At 55.7% G+C, this 17,367-nt stretch carries 20 protein-coding genes and 1 pseudogene; 9 read left to right on the top strand and 12 right to left on the bottom strand.

From position 1 onward, the window contains the following. Window positions 1-12: 12 nt before the first annotated feature. Window positions 13-864 carry a folate-binding protein YgfZ gene (locus tag HB779_RS11655; protein ID WP_188342570.1) on the bottom strand — a complete coding sequence of 284 codons (852 nt, stop codon included), beginning with the start codon at window positions 862-864 and terminating at the stop codon, window positions 13-15. A gap of 76 nt (window positions 865-940) precedes the next feature. Here HB779_RS11655 and HB779_RS11660 point away from each other — a divergent pair, with 76 nt between their 5' ends. Then, entirely contained in the window at window positions 941-2,278 is a 1,338-nt protein-coding gene (locus tag HB779_RS11660) for a dihydroorotase (protein WP_188342571.1), read from the top strand. Here HB779_RS11660 and HB779_RS11665 read toward each other — a convergent pair. From HB779_RS11665 to HB779_RS11680, 4 genes are all read right to left on the bottom strand, one after another. Further along, on the bottom strand, window positions 2,266-3,054 hold the full coding sequence (locus tag HB779_RS11665) for a PhzF family phenazine biosynthesis protein (RefSeq protein WP_188342572.1): 789 nt from the start codon (window positions 3,052-3,054) through the stop codon (window positions 2,266-2,268). The two genes, HB779_RS11660 and HB779_RS11665, sit on opposite strands and share 13 nt — an antisense overlap. A gap of 48 nt (window positions 3,055-3,102) precedes the next feature. Continuing rightward, the gene (locus HB779_RS11670; RefSeq protein ID WP_188342573.1) at window positions 3,103-3,969 is read right to left on the bottom strand and encodes a sigma-70 family RNA polymerase sigma factor; all 867 of its coding nucleotides are present in this window, start codon (window positions 3,967-3,969) and stop codon (window positions 3,103-3,105) included. Next, complete coding sequence (locus HB779_RS11675) at window positions 3,956-4,414, bottom strand: carboxymuconolactone decarboxylase family protein (protein WP_188342574.1); 459 nt, start codon at window positions 4,412-4,414, stop codon at window positions 3,956-3,958. Before HB779_RS11675 ends, HB779_RS11670 begins: the two co-directional genes overlap by 14 nt. 134 nt (window positions 4,415-4,548) lie before the next feature. Continuing rightward, complete coding sequence (locus tag HB779_RS11680) at window positions 4,549-4,812, bottom strand: hypothetical protein (protein ID WP_188342575.1); 264 nt, start codon at window positions 4,810-4,812, stop codon at window positions 4,549-4,551. Window positions 4,813-4,907: 95 nt separating this feature from the next. Between HB779_RS11680 and HB779_RS11685 the strand changes: the two genes are divergently transcribed. Then, entirely contained in the window at window positions 4,908-5,687 is a 780-nt protein-coding gene (locus HB779_RS11685) for a helix-turn-helix transcriptional regulator (RefSeq protein ID WP_188342576.1), read from the top strand. Here the strand turns inward: HB779_RS11685 and HB779_RS11690 are convergent. From HB779_RS11690 to HB779_RS11705, 4 genes are all read right to left on the bottom strand, one after another. Then, window positions 5,684-6,532: a hypothetical protein gene (locus tag HB779_RS11690; RefSeq protein ID WP_188342577.1), complete on the bottom strand. Its 849-nt coding sequence runs from the start codon at window positions 6,530-6,532 to the stop codon at window positions 5,684-5,686. The genes HB779_RS11685 and HB779_RS11690 overlap by 4 nt on opposite strands. A gap of 24 nt (window positions 6,533-6,556) precedes the next feature. After that, window positions 6,557-6,814: a hypothetical protein gene (locus HB779_RS11695; protein WP_188342578.1), complete on the bottom strand. Its 258-nt coding sequence runs from the start codon at window positions 6,812-6,814 to the stop codon at window positions 6,557-6,559. Between the two features lie 103 nt (window positions 6,815-6,917). After that, window positions 6,918-7,253 (bottom strand): TIGR02301 family protein, encoded by a 336-nt coding sequence (locus tag HB779_RS11700; RefSeq protein WP_244642616.1) that lies wholly within the window; start codon window positions 7,251-7,253, stop codon window positions 6,918-6,920. Between the two features lie 117 nt (window positions 7,254-7,370). Beyond that, a complete protein-coding gene (locus tag HB779_RS11705; RefSeq protein ID WP_188342580.1) occupies window positions 7,371-7,802 on the bottom strand; it encodes an NUDIX hydrolase in 432 nt (143 codons plus the stop codon). 394 nt (window positions 7,803-8,196) lie between these two features. Here HB779_RS11705 and HB779_RS11710 point away from each other — a divergent pair, with 394 nt between their 5' ends. Together HB779_RS11710 and HB779_RS11715 are read left to right on the top strand one after the other, a co-directional pair. Further along, a complete protein-coding gene (locus tag HB779_RS11710) occupies window positions 8,197-8,961 on the top strand; it encodes an SOS response-associated peptidase (protein ID WP_188342581.1) in 765 nt (254 codons plus the stop codon). Between the two features lie 43 nt (window positions 8,962-9,004). Then, on the top strand, window positions 9,005-9,619 hold the full coding sequence (locus HB779_RS11715) for a LysE/ArgO family amino acid transporter (RefSeq protein WP_188342582.1): 615 nt from the start codon (window positions 9,005-9,007) through the stop codon (window positions 9,617-9,619). Here the strand turns inward: HB779_RS11715 and HB779_RS11720 are convergent. Then, a complete protein-coding gene (locus HB779_RS11720; protein WP_188342583.1) occupies window positions 9,596-9,763 on the bottom strand; it encodes a hypothetical protein in 168 nt (55 codons plus the stop codon). The genes HB779_RS11715 and HB779_RS11720 overlap by 24 nt on opposite strands. A gap of 384 nt (window positions 9,764-10,147) precedes the next feature. Here HB779_RS11720 and cysS point away from each other — a divergent pair, with 384 nt between their 5' ends. The 5 genes and pseudogenes from cysS (at window position 10,148) to rarD (ending at window position 15,337) form a co-directional block, all read left to right on the top strand. After that, window positions 10,148-11,605 carry a cysteine--tRNA ligase gene (gene cysS, locus HB779_RS11725; protein ID WP_188342584.1) on the top strand — a complete coding sequence of 486 codons (1,458 nt, stop codon included), beginning with the start codon at window positions 10,148-10,150 and terminating at the stop codon, window positions 11,603-11,605. Window positions 11,606-11,786: 181 nt separating this feature from the next. After that, window positions 11,787-12,170 (top strand): endonuclease domain-containing protein, encoded by a 384-nt coding sequence (locus HB779_RS11730; protein WP_188342585.1) that lies wholly within the window; start codon window positions 11,787-11,789, stop codon window positions 12,168-12,170. After that, the gene (locus HB779_RS11735) at window positions 12,160-12,654 is read left to right on the top strand and encodes a GFA family protein (RefSeq protein ID WP_188342586.1); all 495 of its coding nucleotides are present in this window, start codon (window positions 12,160-12,162) and stop codon (window positions 12,652-12,654) included. Before HB779_RS11730 ends, HB779_RS11735 begins: the two co-directional genes overlap by 11 nt. Then, window positions 12,627-14,265, top strand: a pseudogene (gene cimA, locus HB779_RS11740) (citramalate synthase). The gene HB779_RS11735 and the pseudogene cimA overlap by 28 nt, the downstream one beginning before the upstream one ends. A gap of 112 nt (window positions 14,266-14,377) precedes the next feature. Next, window positions 14,378-15,337, top strand: a complete 960-nt coding sequence (rarD, locus tag HB779_RS11745; protein ID WP_188342587.1) for an EamA family transporter RarD — start codon at window positions 14,378-14,380, stop codon at window positions 15,335-15,337. 243 nt (window positions 15,338-15,580) lie between these two features. On the opposite strand, the gene HB779_RS11750 is transcribed toward rarD, so the two are convergent. Both HB779_RS11750 and HB779_RS11755 read right to left on the bottom strand, forming a co-directional pair. Next, a complete protein-coding gene (locus HB779_RS11750; protein WP_188342588.1) occupies window positions 15,581-16,591 on the bottom strand; it encodes a CorA family divalent cation transporter in 1,011 nt (336 codons plus the stop codon). Between the two features lie 20 nt (window positions 16,592-16,611). Next, window positions 16,612-17,217, bottom strand: a complete 606-nt coding sequence (locus HB779_RS11755; RefSeq protein ID WP_188342589.1) for a TIGR00730 family Rossman fold protein — start codon at window positions 17,215-17,217, stop codon at window positions 16,612-16,614. Between the last annotated feature and the right edge of the window lie 150 nt (window positions 17,218-17,367).

The following is a 17,367-nucleotide window of genomic DNA, read 5'->3' on the forward strand; positions in this document are numbered from 1 at the left end:
CAGTCCCTGAGGCTAAGCCTCTTGGGTCGTCACGGGAAATGTAAAGCGGTGTTCGGGCGGAATGGCAAGCTCAAGGACGGTATCTCCTGACAGGATCGGCGTGCCTGCATCCGTTGCATCTTTCACACGGTCTATCCGCACATGCGCCAGTCCGGCACTGCCAACAACGCTACCAAGCATGCCGATCTCGCGATCCTGTGCGGTAATGGCAGTTCCTGTATCGGGCAGATTTTTATTGCCAGTCACAACAAGGATGCGGCGCCGCGCCGTACCACGGTGCTGCATGCGCGAGACAACTTCCTGACCGATGAAACAACCCTTCTTGAAGGAAACGCCGCCGGTCTGGTCCAGATTGACATCGTGCGGAAAGGCATCGCCAAGCGCGTAATCAAAAGGCGCTTCCGCCACCCCGTGGGCAATCCGCACCGCCATCCATTCGGCTTCTCCGGCATCCACACCGGTATCGCCGCCATAATGGCGCTTGACCTTCAATGCATCGGGGAAACGGCGATCGGTGACGGTTGAATCAGTTTCTGAAACACCTGACTCATCTTGCCAGGAAACCCAGATAAGTGATTCAGGCTGCACAGCAATTTGCACCTTGGCGCGCAGCTTGTAGAGCGTCAGCCGTTTCATAAGGTCATCGACGGATGTTTGCAGCGTATCTAGCCGCAGGCCCTTTGCCGTACGGGAGACAAGAAATTCGAACAGGATCTTGCCTTGCGGGCTGAGCAGTGCCCCGGGTTTCAGGTCGCCTTCATCAAGCGTATCGAGATCGGTCGTAATCAGATTCTGCAGGAACTTTTCCGCATCCTCGCCGGTTACATCGAGGATCACTCTTCCGCTTAAGTTTGCCGATGGCATCGCATCACCCTTGCCTTTCCTGTCCCTGTTACGTAAGCCGCAAGTGAAGGGTTCGCAAGGCAGGAATGGAAAGCAAATGGCTCAGACGTTTGATACAATTTTCAGGAGTGGACTGGTTGTAAATCAGGATGGTGTGGGTCTGCGTGATATCGGCATCACCAATGGGCGGATTGCCGCCATTGGTAACCTTGGCAGTGCCGATGCGGGTGAAGTCATCGATGCGACTGGCCTGCACATTCTCCCCGGTGTTGTTGACAGCCAGGTGCATTTCCGTGAGCCCGGCCTTGAACACAAGGAAGATCTGGAAAGCGGTTCACGTTCTGCCGTTCTCGGCGGCGTTACCGCCGTCTTTGAAATGCCCAACACCAAGCCGCTGACCACATCAGCCGAAACACTGGAAGACAAGGTGCGGCGCGGCCGCCATCGCATGCATTGCGATTTTGCTTTCTGGGTGGGTGGCACGCGCGACAATGCCAAGGATGTTGCCGAGCTTGAGCGTTTGCCTGGCGCTGCCGGTATCAAGGTATTCATGGGCTCGTCGACGGGTGATTTGCTGGTTGAAGATGATGAGGGTGTCAGCTCCATCCTGCGCAACACCCGCCGCCGGGCAGCCTTCCATTCGGAAGACGAATTCCGCCTGCGTGAACGCGAAAGCTTCCGCGTTGCCAATGATCCCTCATCGCATCCTATCTGGCGTGATGAAATCGCGGCGTTGCAATGCACCCAGCGGCTGGTGCGCATCGCCCGCGAAACCGGTGCACGCATCCACGTTCTGCATATTTCGACAGCCGAAGAGATCGATTTTCTTGCGGGGCACAAGGATGTAGCAAGCTGTGAGGCGACACCGCACCATCTGACATTGGATGCCAGCCAGTACGCCACGCTGGGGACACTCATCCAGATGAACCCGCCGGTGCGTGATGCGCGCCATCGCGACGGCGTCTGGAAAGGCATCGGGCAGGGGATTGTCGATGTGCTCGGTTCTGATCACGCCCCACACACTCTGGAAGAGAAGGCGAAACCCTATCCCGCGTCGCCATCCGGTATGACCGGCGTGCAGACGCTGGTGCCGATCATGCTCGATCATGTGAATGCGGGCCGCCTGTCAATCGAGCGGTTTGTTGATCTGAGTTCGCATGGTCCCAACCGCCTGTTCGGAATGGCCAACAAGGGCCGCATCGCCGTTGGCTACGACGCTGATTTGACCATTGTCGATATGAAGCGGCGTGAAACCATTACCAATGCACAGGTCGGCTCAAAGGCAGGCTGGACGCCCTATGACGGCAAGATTGTTACCGGCTGGCCTGTCGGCACGATCATCCGTGGCCGCAAGATCATGTGGGATGGCGAAATCGTCACGCCATCACAGGGCGAGCCGGTTCTGTTTGGTGAAGCCCTCGGTCAAGGCAGATAAATCTGCGCCTTCATGAAGGTGATCGCCGATCCTGCAATCAGGACGCGATCGCCTTTCAGTCCGCACAGGAGATGCCCGCCGCGGCTTGAACGCTGAAATGCCGAAAGCTTGGTCTTGCCGAGTCTTCCCGCCCAATAGGGCACCAGCGTCGCGTGAATAGAGCCAGTGACCGGGTCTTCCGGGATACCGGCAAGTGGTGCAAAATAGCGCGAAACAAAATCGTGTTCATTGCCTTTTGCCGTCACAACGAGGCTAAGCGGATCGAGCTTCAGAATTTCCGGGTGGTCGGGAACGAAGTCGACAACCGCCTGTTCATCGGCAAGCTCGACAAATATATTCTCGAAATTTCGAAATGCCTTTATATCGCCAGTCCCGAAAATCGTTGTCAGCGGTGCTGGAATATCATTGAGCAATTCTGGTGGAAAATTAGGGAAATCAAGCTGATAGCCGCCGTCTTTGCGGTCAACGCGCAATGTGCCAACCTGCGTTTCAAACACCAATTGGCCCTCAATACGCATTTCATGCGCCAGCACATGTGATGTCGCCAGTGTGGCATGTCCGCAGAAAGGCGCCTCATGCACCGGCGTAAACCAGCGCAGGTCCCAGCCTTTGCCATTGGGCCGGGTAAACGCGGTTTCAGCCAGATTGTTCTCGGCTGCGATATTCTGCATCGTTGCCTCTGGCAGCCAATCGTCAAGAACGAGCACAGCTGCCGGATTGCCGCGGAAAAGCGCACTGGTGAAAGCATCGACCTGATACATCGTCAATTCTGGCATGGTTGATTCCGCTGTTTGAGGGAGAGGCGCAAGTTTAGCGCTCTTCGCTCAATTCGGGAATGCCAGATGCCCAAGTTTCTCCGGATTGCGAACAATGTAGATCGCTTTGATCTTGCCGTCCTCGATCTCGAGTGCCGTCGTCTGGATCAGGCCGTCCGACTCGCGTGTCACAAAACCGGGGAGACCATCGATCAGCCCCTGGTGCACGAGTGGCGACAGCTTGTATTGCAACCGCCGGCCAATGCCATCGAAGAAGCGTGACACCTTATCCAGCGTGTAGACCGGGTTGATCGCTGACGAGCGGATACCGCCGCCATCGGTGTAAAGCGTAACGTCATCGGCGAGCAAAGCCTGCAGCGTCTGCATGTCACCGTTGCGCGAGGCATTGTAGAAGGCTGTCGCAATATCCTGGCCATGCTCATCCGAGACAGGAAAACGTGGTTTAGCCTGCTGCACATGGGTACGGGCCCGGCTGGCAAGCTGCCTGCAGGTCGCTGCATCGCGGCCGATGGCCTCTGAAATCTGATTGAAATCCTGCCCGAACACATCGTGCAGGAGGAATGCAGCCCGCTCGAGCGGCGAGAGACGTTCGAGCGCCATCATCAGCGTCAGCGTGATATCACTGTCCGCTTCTTCTTCACTCGGATCAAAGATCGGTTCCGGCAGCCAGCTTCCCACATAGGTCTCCCTTCGCACACGGGCGGACTTCAGATGGTCAAGGCAAAGCCGCGATATGGTGCGCACAAGGAAGGCCTCCTCGCTGCGCACCTGCGACCGGTCGGTCTGGTGCCAGCGAATGAAACCTTCCTGAACGATGTCTTCCGCCTCGGCGACCGATCCAACCATGCGGTATGCAATGCGGATCAGCCGTGGCCGAAGACGGTTGAACGTTTCTGTGGCGTCAGGCTGCGGCACTGGCTTTTTCCACGGGATGGATAGCGCGGAAACCGATGGAAATGCGGTTCCAACTGTTGATGGTCACGATCAGCATAGTGAGCTTGACGATCTCCTCTTCGGTGAAATGCTGTTTCAGTGTCTCGAAGTCGCTATCGGGAACATGTGTCTCGGCAACCAGTGTCAGCACTTCGGTCCAGGCGAGAGCGGCACGTTCACGGTCGCTATAAAGCGGTGATTCCTGCCATGCATCAAGCAGGACCAGACGCTGGACGGTCTCGCCGCTTTTGATCGCATCTTTCGAATGCATATCAATACAATAGGCACAGCCATTGATCTGCGATGCACGCATTTTCACCAGCTCTATGAGGCTGTGTTCCAGCCCGCTTTTCACGACGGTTTCTTCCATCGCAAACATTGGCTTCATTGTTGCAGCGTAATTGTATGGGTTCAATCTGGCTTTCATCATCATCTCCATTGTCTGGCATTCAGTTGCCTGCACACAAGACGAGATGGAAAAGCCGAATGTGACATCGCCCCGGATTTTTTTGAATTCTTTTTCAGAAGGGGAGAATATTGGCGGCAAGCCGCCAATATCATTTAGAGATGTGTGACCACGAGGTTGTTCAGTTTGGAGTTTCGAATGGACAGGAACTCGAACACGCCCAATGCTGTCAATGCTGTCAATGCGGGCAGGGCATCGATAATATCCTGTTCGGCCGCAGCCTGATCCTCAGCCGGGGCATCAGGATTGAGCCAGACCCGCGCATTGGCAAGAAACGCACCAACTGTGCCCTTGCGCACCGGAACGTCGTTGATGTGAACTTGATTGATATCGTCTGGCAGAATGTCTTGAGCACGCATGATGATCTCCTTTTCGAACGTGATGGGAGCAGACTATGCGTTTACTGGTGGCTCTGCTATCGTATCCTAGCCAATGAATACCGTGTTGAGGCCAAATGAACGCCTTGATCAGTCCAGAACGGGCTATGTCAGCCAGCGGGCCAATGATTATCGCTGCCAAGCAGAAGGAAGGTATTCCCCGGCAGGTGGGTTTTCACGCCCATGCCCGCGGCCAATTGCTGGGTGCCAGCACCGGACTGCTGACCCTTGGAACAGCGAAAGGGCAATGGGTGGTACCTGCCATTCATGCGGTTTGGATACCGCCGCATCATCAGCACGCCCTGCGCTCGCATGGGCCGTATTTCGGCTGGAGTGTCTATGTGGCAGAATCGGAATGCGCCGATCTTCCGGCATCCCCTTGCACATTGCGCAGTTCGGCGCTGTTGCGTGAAGCGGTGAACCGGGCTGCCGTATGGAGCGGAGATGATCTGAATGCAGCGCAAGATCGTATCGCGCGCGTCATTCTGGATGAGATTCGCAGCCTGCCGCAGGAGAATCTGGGCTTGCCGCTGCCCATGGATCCACGGCTTTTGCGCATAGCGCAAACCTTTGCTGACAATCTGCTGGATGAGCGAAAGGCCGGGGAGTGGGCGGATTGGGCCGGTATCCCTGTCCGCACGCTGACACGCAAATTTGTGATTGAAACCGGATTTACCTTTACGGAATGGCGTCAACGCGCCCGGTTGATGCGGGCTTTGGAACTTTTGGCTTCCGGAGTTCCAGTAACCACCATAGCGCTCGATGTTGGCTACACCAATATCAGTGCGTTCATCGCCATGTTCAGACGGGTGTTTGGTGTCACACCCACACGCTATATGGGTAGCAGCGCCGTTTAATCGCCGTTGACGAAGAAGCGCCAGCGGCCCTTCGGCGTAATGCCGAGACGGTAGAACACATAGGTTCCGAATTGCTTCATCTCGTCATAATCACCGGCGGTGACAATCTGGAAAAGTTCAACACGCTGCTTGGCATCAAGCTTGTCGAGCGGGTAGGCGAAGAAATATGGCCAGACATAGAGCTCGTCCGGCGTGCCCGCGTCGAGATGCACATAACCGGAATTCAGGATATCGACCGCGATCGCGAGGATTTCCTGGCCTTCCGTGTCACCGGCAAGGCTTTTGAGGTAGGCAATCGGATCGCCGTCCGTATTATCGGCCAATGACAGCATGGTCATATCGTCGCCCGAGCCTATCAATGGCCGCAAGGCTTCCAGTGAACCGGATTTAGCCGCAGTAAGGATCAGTTCGCGCATTTTCTGCACCGGGAAGGGCAGCTTGCTGACGTCATATTCGACATGGGGCGGCGGCGATCCTTCAGGCACATTGGGCAATGCAGGGTTGCTGCGTGCACCAGCGTCGTCTTGCTTGGCAGCCGGAGCCTCGGGTGCTTTCTTATCTGGCGTTGCGGCCGGGGCTGCAGGCTTTTCAGGTGCTGCCGCTGGTTTGGTCTCGGAAGCGGCTGGCGCTGGTGTTGCCGGAGGTGCAGCCACGGGAGCTTTTTCACCATCGGGTTTGGCAGGGGCTGTTTCGGCAGCCTTTGGCAGCTCTTCCTTCTTGATCTCGCTTAGCGCCAGCTGAACCGGCGTATCAATTCCGGCTGCATAGGCAGGAACAGCGCAGACGCAAAGGGCTGCGGCTAAAAATCCTGTTCTGGTGATCACGGAAGCGAGCTTTTCGAGCATATAAAGGATCACCTGGAAGTTAAATTATTGCAGGACGCGATTCGCGGAAAATTCACCTGCAGAAATACGTTCACGCAACGCCTCAAGCAAGGTCAACGCGGACACTTCGCCGTTATCGCGGATCAATTCGATCAACGCGGTCGTAAATGCAGCTTCCGCCATAATCTCAGGCTCGATGCCCTCAAGCGTGCCATCTGCCCAGACTTCATTCTGATATTCGATCGCAACCAGCTTTTTTTCTTCTGCAACCAACTTATCGAGGTCTGCCGATGTCATGTTCATGATTATACCATCCTTGGCCGAAGCCAATTCTTAAACTGCCGCTAAACAATACCATAAGTTTTGCTTAAAATGCGGTCCTTTGGCTTCAACAGTTAAAGCCTGGTTAATTTCCATAGCCCGATATGATCTCCGAAGAAAGCCTTTCTCCTTCGATCTGATAGCGGTCAATCGCCGCAATCGCCTGGCTCGTACAGGTCGTATAAGTCTCGGTAAAAGTCCGGTAGCCCCTATTGAAGCTGGCCACCAGCCGCGCCCGCCGGGCAGGGTCGGGATTTTCCGCCGCCAGCAGGGAATCCATCCGGTCGCGCCACTGGCTGCTTTTCTCGCCGCACAGGTTACGCAATGAGTGAATGGATCCCATCACTTCTGCCAGACGAATGAGTTTTGTTTCATACAGGGGATCGACCGCATAGGCGGGTAAAGCAGTGGCGATTGCCAGCACGAATGCGGATATCAATGCTTTGCAGCGCACGAATTTGCCTTGTTACGGTGGATTCCCCTACCGATGGTTGTGGCTGGAAAGCAAGGCGTCTTCAAGGCGCAAAACCCTGTGCCCTCAACTTTTAAACTGCTTTGCCAGCAGATGAGCCATTTCAAGCACGCTTTCGGTCACGTCAAACGCAGCCATTTCCTTAAGTGTCAGCCAATGCACAGCGGCTGCATCGTCCGCCGCAACAGCGTCGCCGGTCGCATCATGCACGAGAAAAACCGCAAGGTGGTATGCTTTAGGCGCAGGAAATTCCGGTGTCGAATAATCAAAGACCACCGTGTTGAGATACGATACCTCTGTCGCCCGGATGCCGGTTTCTTCAAAAAGCTCGCGAATGGCTGCTGTTTGCGGCGCTTCGCCGTCTTCGCGCCGCCCGCCCGGAAAGGCCAGCCAGCCCTTAGACGGCTCACGCCCGCGCTCGACGAGCAAAAATGCCCCGTCGCGAATACAGACAGCTGAAACGCCGTCAACATCAGGGGAAAGCGGAATCTGTGCCATCTGGTAGGGGTATGTTGCGGTTGACGTTTTGACAAGGGGCACGGCGGGTGGTTGGACCGATGGTGCCGCCAGTTATCTCCCCCTTGCGGGGGAGAAAGCGATTTCAGCATCTTAGCGAGCGCAGCGAAGCTCAAGTGCTAGAAATCGCAAGAGAGGGGAATTCGTTAAACCAGTTTACCCCCTCTCTTGGATTTTCTAAGGATTTAGCGAAGAGGCTAAATCCAAGAAAATCCGTTCTCTCCCGCAGGGGGAGAGATAATCAGTGCCAGTATGACCCGCATTTTCCTCTAAGGCGAGATTCTTTGGCTTATGGAAGATCGCAAACTCGATCTTGACCCGGCATGACAAATGCGGATGATCGCCCCTTCCAAAATCAAATTCAGGCTCTCATTGCATGTGCGGACGTTTTGCCCTTCTCGGAACACCGGAAGAAATCGAAGCTTTGCTGGGCTTGATGGAGCTCGAAGACTTTCCTCCACGTTTCAATATAGCGCCGACGCAGCCTGTCCTGATGATCGTCTCGGGCGAAACGCCGCCGCCCGGCAGCAACCGTCCCGACCGGCAGGCACTGCTCGTGCGCTGGGGTTTCATTCCGGGCTGGGTCAAGGACACCAGCACTTATCCATTGATGATCAATGCCCGTTCGGAAACCGCCATCGAGAAAGCATCGTTCAAGACTGCCATGCGCCACCGCCGCGCGCTGATCCCGGCCTCGGGTTTTTATGAATGGCGGCGCGACGGCAAGAACAAGTCGCAAGCCTTCTGGATTCGACCCAAACATGGCGGCGTCATTGCCTTCGCCGGGCTTTACGAGCCCTGGGGTAATGCAGAAGGCTCGGAAATGGATACGGGCGCTATTTTGACCACAAGCGCCAATGAAACGCTGCGCCCGATCCATGACCGTATGCCGGTCGTCATCGAACCGAAGGATTTCAGCCGCTGGCTTGATTGCAAGACACAGGAGCCGCGCCACGTGGCAGACCTGCTGAAACCGGCTCAGGCTGATTTCTTTGAAGCCATTCCCGTTTCGGACAAGGTCAACAAGGTTGCCAATATGGGGCCTGATATTCAGGAAAGAGTGGCTGAAGGCTTACAGGACGCCAAAAAACCGGTGCGGCAAAAGCCGCCGGAGCCTGATGATCAGATGAAACTCTTCTGATTTATAACCCTCCGCCCATACTCGACATTTCAGGATTTATCCCATGTTCTCCGCCACTCTATCCGGTTTCCTTCTTGGTGCCTCGCTGATTATCGCCATTGGCGCGCAAAATGCCTTCATCCTGCGTCAGGGGCTCCTGCAGCAGCATGTTTTCATATTGAGCCTGATTTGCGCTCTGTCCGATGCGTTGTTGATCACCGCCGGTGTGGCCGGTCTCGGCACTCTTATCGCCCGGTCGCCAACACTCATTTCCGTTGTTACACTCGGCGGTGCTGCATTCCTGTTCTGGTATGCCTCGGTCGCGTTCCGCCGTGCGCTCAAGCCGGAAGCCATGCAGGCGGCAAAGTCAGGTGAGGGGTCGCTGAAGGCGGCAATCGCCACCGTTCTCGCACTCACGTTCCTCAATCCGCATGTCTATTTGGATACGGTGGTCTTGCTTGGAGGCCTGTCGGCGCGTTTCGAAGGCGTGAACCGTGTGGCCTATGGCGGCGGCGCGGCAGTGGCCTCCTTCGTCTGGTTCTTTGGCCTCGGCTACGGAGCAAGGCTGTTGCAGCCGGTTTTTGCAAAGCCGGCCGCATGGCGCGTTCTTGATGTTCTGATCGGCCTGGTAATGGCCGGGATAGCTCTCAGTCTGTTAGTCCGTTTCCTGAACGCTTGAAACGAGGTTCATGAGCGGGCGCTGGCGTGGCTTGGTCATGACAGCAGCTTGAACCGCTGCCGGGCCAATCGCGCGGTATTGGGCAGCAAGATGATCGGCGAAAACGGTGTCGCGGGCTTTGGCCGCTACGGAAGTGTTGGTCATTTGTCCGGTCCTGTAAGCGGGGACAATTCCCCGTTGATCTGGGAAGCAGGAATCCCGGTCAATTGGGCCGGAAAAAGGCACTTTCCGGGAGGATTTTGGGCTTTCCGGTTAATTTGCATTAACCAATTCAAAACCGATAAATTTGTCACACCGGTCTGCTGACACGTGGCGCTTGACGTGCGGCTCCCGCTCAACCATAAATGCAATCATGAAAACGTCGTCCGTAACGATTATTACCTGTCGGATTATTATCAGCTAGCCCTTCGCTGGCCCGGCCGTTTTCGTCTCAAAATTTGATCCAAAGATGTGAAACGCACCGGTCGCCAGACCAGCGTAATAATATGCGTTTTTACGATTGAAACCTGTAAATTTGAGATCAAAGACATGCCGCAGACACTGAGCCTCTACAACACGCTCACCCGCACGAAGGAAACCTTCGTGCCGATCGACGCCCAAAACGTGCGTATGTATGTCTGCGGTCCCACCGTTTATGACTATGCCCATATCGGCAATGCGCGGCCTGTCATCGTGTTCGATGTGCTGTTCCGGCTGCTGCGTCACATCTATGGCGACCAGCGCGTGACCTATGTGCGCAACATCACCGACGTCGATGACAAGATCAACGCCCGCGCGGCGCGTGACTATCCGGATATGCCTTTGAACGAGGCAATCCGCGTGGTCACCGACAAGACCAATGCGCAGTTTCAGGCGGATGTGAAGGCTCTGGGCAATCTTGAGCCTTCGGATCAGCCGCGTGCAACGGATTACATCAAAGAGATGGTCGCCATGATTGACCGTCTTATCGAACAGGGCGTTGCCTATGTCGCTGATGGTCATGTGCTGTTTTCGCCATCGGCCATGAATGCGCGCAAGGGGCCGCCCTATGGTCTGCTCGCCCGCCGCTCGGCCGATGATATGCTGGCTGGCGCACGGGTGGATGTCGCCTCCTACAAGCGCGATGAGATGGATTTTGTTCTGTGGAAGCCATCCAAGGTGGATGAGCCCGGCTGGCCATCGCCTGCGGGCATTGAAGGATTGGGCCGCCCCGGCTGGCATATCGAATGCTCCGCCATGTCGATGGCAAAACTGCTGGAGCCATTCGGCGGCGGGCTTTATTGCGACGATCCGATGAAGAACATCTTCGATATTCATGCCGGCGGCATTGATCTTGTCTTTCCGCACCATGAAAACGAGATCGCCCAGTCATGCTGCGCATTTGGCACGGACCGGATGGCCAATATCTGGATGCACAATGGCTTCCTGCAGGTCGAAGGCCAGAAAATGGCCAAGAGCGCGGGCAACTTCTTCACGATCAATGAATTGCTGGAGACGAAAGTCTTTGGTGATCGCAAATGGCCCGGTGAAGTGCTGCGTCTGGCGATGCTCATGACCAACTACCGCGAACCGATTGATTTTACCGTCAACCGGCTTGAGGAAGCCGAGAATATTCTGGTCAAGGCGCGCGAATATGTCGGTGACGCACCCATTGGTGTTATCCCCGATGATGCCATCACCATCCTGTCCGACGATCTGGCAACACCAAGCCTGATCAACTGGCTGGCTGCAATCCGGAAATCTGGTTCAGTCAGCCCGGAGGATTACCGTGCTGCATTTGCCTTGCTTGGCGTCAATGTCGCAGGCCCGTCGGCGGCTGATCTGTCCGATGCCTTCAAGGTTGAGCTTGACGCAAAGATCAGCGACCGCCTGTCGCTGCTTGCAGCCAAAAGCTTTGCTGAAGCGGATCGTATTCGCGACGAACTGCTGGAAAAAGGCATCCAACTGAAGGACGGCAAGGATCCGCAGACCGGCGAGCGCGTGACAACGTGGGAGATGAAACGGTGATATTGGCGCTGCTTCACCCCCTCTGTCCTGTCGGACATCTCCCCCACAAGGGGGGAGATCAGCTTTCATTGCCATTTTGCCTGGTTCTGAAACATTGGAAATCGAGCGGTTAATTCAATGCCAATGTGATCTCCCCCCTTGTGGGGGGAGATGCCCGACAGGGCAGAGGGGGGTGAGCAATATGCCGTCACATGCGCCCATCCCTCGCAAAATGCGCAGCAATGCCAAGTCAATGCGCAAGGCATTGACCGATGCCGAGCTGAAACTCTGGAATGCGGTACGTGCGCACCGATTGATGGGACTAAGCTTTAAAAGGCAAATGCCCATCGCGGGTTATATCGTTGATTTTGCTTGTCCTGCACGTCGTGTGATTGTCGAGCTTGATGGTTCGCAGCATGGTGATGATGATCGATTGATTTATGATCAGAAAAGAACTGAGCGCTTGGCATCTGACGGCTGGACCGTCTTGCGCTTCTGGAATGACGATGTTGTGCGGGATATCGAGGGCGTATGCCAGCATATCGTTCGTGTTGCGCTGAATGGGAGGCAGAGCCATGAGTCTTGACAACAAGCCCGTCTATACCGGTGGCTGTCAGTGCGGTGCGATCCGTTTTCGGGTTGAAGGCGCGCTGACGGACACGTCGATCTGTCATTGCCGCATGTGTCAAAAGGCATTCGGCAATTTCTTTGCGCCGCTGGTTTCGGTCCGCAACGCGCTTTTCCAATGGACGCGGGGCGAGCCGAAGCGTTTCCGCTCGTCCAATCACGTCCAGCGCGGCTTCTGCGCAAGCTGCGGTACGCCTTTGACCTATGAAGCGCCGGATGGTGTGGCGCTGGCCATCGCGACCTTCGATCATCCGGAAGAACTGCCGCCTGTCGTTCAATGGGGTATGGAAGACAAGCTGCCTTATGTCGACGATCTGCACGCTTTGCCCGGGTACACATCAGATTCCGATCCTGAATCAATCGAGTTTTTAAAGACGATGGTCTCCTATCAGCATCCTGATCATGATACGGATGCATGGCCGCTGGGGGAGGCGGACAAGTGAAAAAAGAACGCGTTTATCTCTTCGACACCACGCTGCGCGATGGTCAGCAGACGCCCGGCATCGATTTCTCGGTCGAGGACAAGAAAGTCATCGCTGACCTGCTGGATGACTTTGGCCTTGATTATGTCGAGGGCGGCTATCCCGGTGCCAATCCCACTGATACAGCATTCTTTGCGGAAAAACGCACGAAGCGGGCGAAGTTCGCCGCTTTCGGCATGACCAAGCGGGCCGGGGTCTCGGCGTCCAACGATCCGGGGCTTGCAACGCTGATCAACGCTAACGCCGATGTTGTGTGTTTCGTCGGCAAGAGCTGGGATTACCACGTCCGCGTCGCGCTTGGCTGCACCAATGAGGAAAATCTGGAATCCATCGACGCTTCGGTCAAAGCTGCCGTCGCTGCGGGTAAGGAAGCCATCGTTGATTGCGAGCATTTTTTCGATGGCTACAAGGCCAATCCGGAATACGCACTGGCCTGCGCCAAAACCGCCTATGCAGCAGGAGCGCGCTGGGTGGTTCTGTGCGATACCAATGGCGGCACACAGCCCCATGAAGTGGCTGAAATTGTTCGTGCTGTCACCAAAGTCATACCCGGCGATCATCTTGGTATCCATGCGCACAACGATACGGAGCAGGCGGTTGCCAATTCCTTGGCGGCCATTGACGCTGGCGTGCGCCATGTGCAGGGAACGCTGAATGGTATCGGCGAGCGCTGCGGTAATGCCAATCTCATCACGATCATCCCGACGCTGGCACTCAAGCCCGCATGGTCGAGCCGCTTTGAAACCGGGATCAGTTTGGAAAAGCTGAAAGGCCTGTCGCGTCTGTCGCGCAGCTTTGATGAATTGCTCAACCGTGCACCCAATGCGCAGGGCGCTTTTGTCGGCGCCTCGGCTTTTGCCACCAAGGCGGGTATCCATGCCTCGGCGCTGATCAAGGAACCTGCGACCTATGAGCATGTACCGCCCGAAACGGTCGGTAACCGGCGCAAGGTCATGGTCTCGGATCAGGGCGGCAAGTCGAACTTCATCAACGAGTTGGAGCGCCGTGGCATACCCGTTGCCAAAAACGATCCGCGTCTCGATACGCTGATCGCCCTGGTGAAGGAACACGAAGCCGAAGGCTATGCCTACGAGGGCGCTGATGCGAGTTTCGAGCTTCTGGCGCGCCGGACGCTCGGCACTGTGCCGGAGTTCTTCAAGGTTGAATCGTTTCGATGCATGGTCGAGCGCCGGTTTGATGCCAATGGCAATATCAAGACGGTTTCCGAAGCTGTGGTTCGGGTTGAGGTTGATGGCGAACAGCGCATGTCGGTTGCCGAAGGCCATGGTCCGGTCAATGCGCTCGATCTGGCGCTCCGCAAGGATATGGGCCGCTACCAGGACGAAATCAACGATCTTTCATTGGCGGACTTCAAAGTGCGTATCCTCAACGGAGGCACGGAAGCCATCACCCGCGTGCTGATCAGAATCGACCGATTCCAGCAATGTACGCTGGTGGACAGTGGGCGTTTCCGACAACATCATCGATGCATCATTTCAGGCACTTATGGACTCAATCGTCTATAAATTGATGAAAAATCGTGATTTGGCAGGCAAAATCGCCGCTGAATAGACGAGTTTTGTCAGTTTTCCGCTGAAAATCCCCGAAAACATCAAAGACCTTGATGGAATGATCAGCCGAATTCAATGGACGTCATAGGGGGATGGCCTTAGATCATCGCCCTATGAGCGAACACATCAATCAAGGCGGCCTTGGCGCTGGTACAGTGGTAACGGAAGCAAAGCCGGCAATGTCCGATGGCAAGAAGGGTTTTCTCTTCGCGCTGTCCGCTTACCTGCTCTGGGGCATCCTTCCATTCTACCTGAAAGCTGTTGCTTATATGCCCGCGCTGGAAGTCGTGTCGCACCGTATCGTCTGGTCAGTGCCGATTGCCGGTGCTGTCCTGTGGTGGTTCGGTCAGTTCAAGGACCTGCGCACGGCCTTGACGACACCGCGCATGCTGGCCATGGCAACCCTGACTGCGACCTTGATCACCATCAACTGGGGCACCTATGTCTGGGCCATCGGCGCAAACCACGCGGTTGATACGGCGCTGGGCTATTACATCAATCCGCTGGTCAACGTGGTGCTCGGCAGCATTTTCCTGTCGGAAAAGCTGACCCGTGCGCAGATGGTCGCCGTGGCGCTGGCTGCCGGTGCTGTTATTCTGCTGACCATTTCGTCCGGTGGTCTGCCGTGGATTTCGCTGGTTCTCGCCTTCAGCTTCGGTTTCTATGGTTTCTTCCGCAAGACACTGCCGATTGGTCCGACACAGGGCTTCATGCTGGAAGTGTTGATCCTGTCCATTCCCTCGCTTGGCTTCATTTTCTGGACCGTCGCGCAAGGAACAAGCCACTTCGTCAATGGCGGCGGCCACGATATTGGCCTGTTGCTCTTTGCCGGACCCGCGACAGCCATCCCGCTTATTCTTTATGCGTTCGGTGCAAAGCTCCTGCGCTATACGACGATTGGCCTGATGCAATATCTTGCTCCGACTATCGTTTTCCTCTGCGCCATCTTTGTGTTCGAAGAGCCTTTTTCGAATGCTCAGTTCGCCGCATTCGCGCTGATCTGGACAGCTTTGGCCATTTACACATGGTCCATGCTGCATGAATCGCGCAAGGTGAAAGCACAGAACACTTAAGCTGCAAAAGACCACACCTCTATCTCCCCCTTGCGGGGGAGAAAGCGATTTCAGCATCTTAGCTCTTGCTAAGTGCTAGAAATCGCCAGAGAGGGGATTTGCATGCCACCTAAGATTACCCCCTCTCTTGGATTTTCTAAGGATTTAGCGAAGAAGCTAAACCCAAGAAAATCCTTTCTCTCCCGCAAGGGGAGAGATAAGGCGCAGCGCACTTGATTATGCTTAATTTCAGGATCTGGTCGCCTAACGGCCCGAACCGCCCATCTTGCGCACGATCAGATACACGAAAGCGGATGTCACCAGCGCGATCAGCGCGATGATGGTGAAGCCGTGTATATTACCGGCAAGCGGCAAGCCTTCCGTGTTCATACCAAACAGACCGGTGATCACGTTTGTCGGCAGCAGAACCGCTGTCATCACCGAAAGCACGTAGAGAAAGCGGTTTGACTGATCCGTCAGTTTGGCCAGCAGTTCATCCTGCAGCAGCCGCGCGCGCTGCTGTAATTGTTCGCCTTCCGCATGCAGGGTGGCAGAGCGTATCGACAGGCCTTCGATCAGATCATCCAGATCTTCTGGCAGGGCCCGACGGTCCGCATGGTCGATATGGCGGAACAGGCTGGTCGCAGCGGTCAGGTAGCGGTGAAAGACCACAATTTGCCGGCGCACGGGCACCAGCCGCTCACGCTCGCCTTGCCATTTTTCGCCGACAATATGGTCCTCGATGGAATCCACCGTTTCCGACAGCTGTGTTATCTCGGCCTTGAGCAGGTCGAGAAACCGGCGGAAGATCGCATTGAACAGGGCAATCGGTGAGGTAGGCCTGATCTTGCCGCGCAGAATCGACTGGCGCACATCATCAACGGATTGCAACGGATGGCGGCGGCCGCTGATGAACAGGTCTTTGCTGAAAGCGAAGCGGAAATAGCCCAGTTCGCGCGGATCGCCATAATGTTCGTGCTGCAAATCCGGCAATTCGCCATAGAGCCAGCCATCTTCATAGCTGATCTGGCACTGATCGCCGGAAGACAGAAACGCCTCGCGCACATTTTCCGGCAGGCTCTTGTCTGTTTCCAGGCTCCGGCGCGCCCGCGCATCGGCGAGAGCATAACTCTTCCACGTCCATGCGGTCTTTGCCGCTGTTATCTGATCGGTCAGCAGCGTGCCATCGGCCTGAAAACTGTAGGCAATGACAAAATCATCATTGTGCAACCGCTTGGTGTCAGCAACGGGATCCAAGGTTAAAGCTTCACCCATGAAATCCCGTTCCTTCTCGGCTAAAGCCGCTCGATGATCGCTTCGTTGCCGTCCCGGTCGCCACTCGCTGCTGCGCTAAGGATAGCCGGAACAATGTCTTCCGGACGTTCTACCACAAGCGGATTGACCAAATGTGACGTGTGGACGAAGCCTTCCGCCTTCATGTGATCGATCAGCGCCAGCATCGGATTCCAGAACCCGTTAATATTGGCAAAAACCATGGGCTTCCGGTGGCGACCTAGCTGGGCCCAGGTCATGATCTCGACGATTTCTTCGACCGTACCGATACCACCGGGCAAGGTGACAAACGCATCGGATCGCTCGAACATCTTATGCTTGCGCTCGTGCATGTCTTCGGTGACAACCAGCTCGGAAAGCTGGCCCAAGGCATGTTCCGTGGCTTCCTTGTTCATCAGGAACTTTGGAATGATGCCGGTAACTTTGCCGCCAGCCGACATGACGCCATCTGCCACGGCGCCCATAATGCCCTTGGTACCGCCGCCATAGACCAGTTCCAGCCCGTGCTCGGCGATGGATTTGCCCAGCACCTTGCCGCTCTGTTTGTAAATCGGATCGCGCCCCGGCGTGGAGCCGCAGTAAACACAAATGGATCGAATCTTGCTCATTCTGGAAGTGGTGCCTTCTCGACTGCGATACGTCAACCCGGCGAGAATGCGACAAAAGTCGCAAATTGCCGGATTACTGTAATAAAGACAAAGAATGAGGCTGAATTTAAAGGGTTTTCTTGTAGCAATGCAGAAAAGACGCTAGACCAA

It is taken from the genome of Phyllobacterium sp. 628 (assembly GCF_014189505.1).
GTDB lineage: Bacteria > Pseudomonadota > Alphaproteobacteria > Rhizobiales > Rhizobiaceae > Phyllobacterium.